The organism is Bradyrhizobium sp. CSA112, assembly GCF_029051645.1.
Taxonomy (GTDB): Bacteria; Pseudomonadota; Alphaproteobacteria; order Rhizobiales; family Xanthobacteraceae; genus Bradyrhizobium.
In genome coordinates this window covers 1-468 of the sequence record NZ_JAACFS010000135.1, presented here as the reverse complement: position 1 = coordinate 468, position 468 = coordinate 1, and the positions used below count along the sequence as shown (strand labels likewise).

The following is a 468-nucleotide window of genomic DNA, read 5'->3' as shown; positions in this document are numbered from 1 at the left end:
GCCGTACGACGTGCAGCCCGCCGCCGCCGGTTCGCTGGCGATGGTGAACGTGGGCAGCGCCAGCGTCACCTCGTATGAGGCCGCCGGCCTGACCAAGGAAGAAGGCAAGGCCAAGGCCGATGCGTTCGGTGCGGAACTGAAGACCGCCCTGACCACCGCCGGCTACCCGGCCAAGGCCGATGGCGCCCGCATCAACATCGCCGGCACCATCTTCATGCTGTGGCTGCTGGTGCTGTACGTGACCATGGTCTACGGCCCGATCGCCGCCTACCTGGTCGAACTGTTCCCGACCCGCATCCGCTACACCTCGATGTCGCTGCCGTACCACATCGGCAACGGCTGGTTCGGTGGCTTCCTGCCGGCGATCTCGTTCGCGCTGGTGGCCGGTACCGGCAACCTGTACTACGGCCTGTGGTACCCGATCGCGATCGCACTGATGTCGGTGGTGATCGGCGGCCTGTTCCTGCG

Annotated in this window: 1 pseudogene; it reads left to right on the top strand. The window is 66.7% G+C overall.

What is annotated here, in order from left to right:
* A pseudogene (locus GWE18_RS42015) lies at nt 1–468 on the top strand (MFS transporter); the annotation flags it as partial.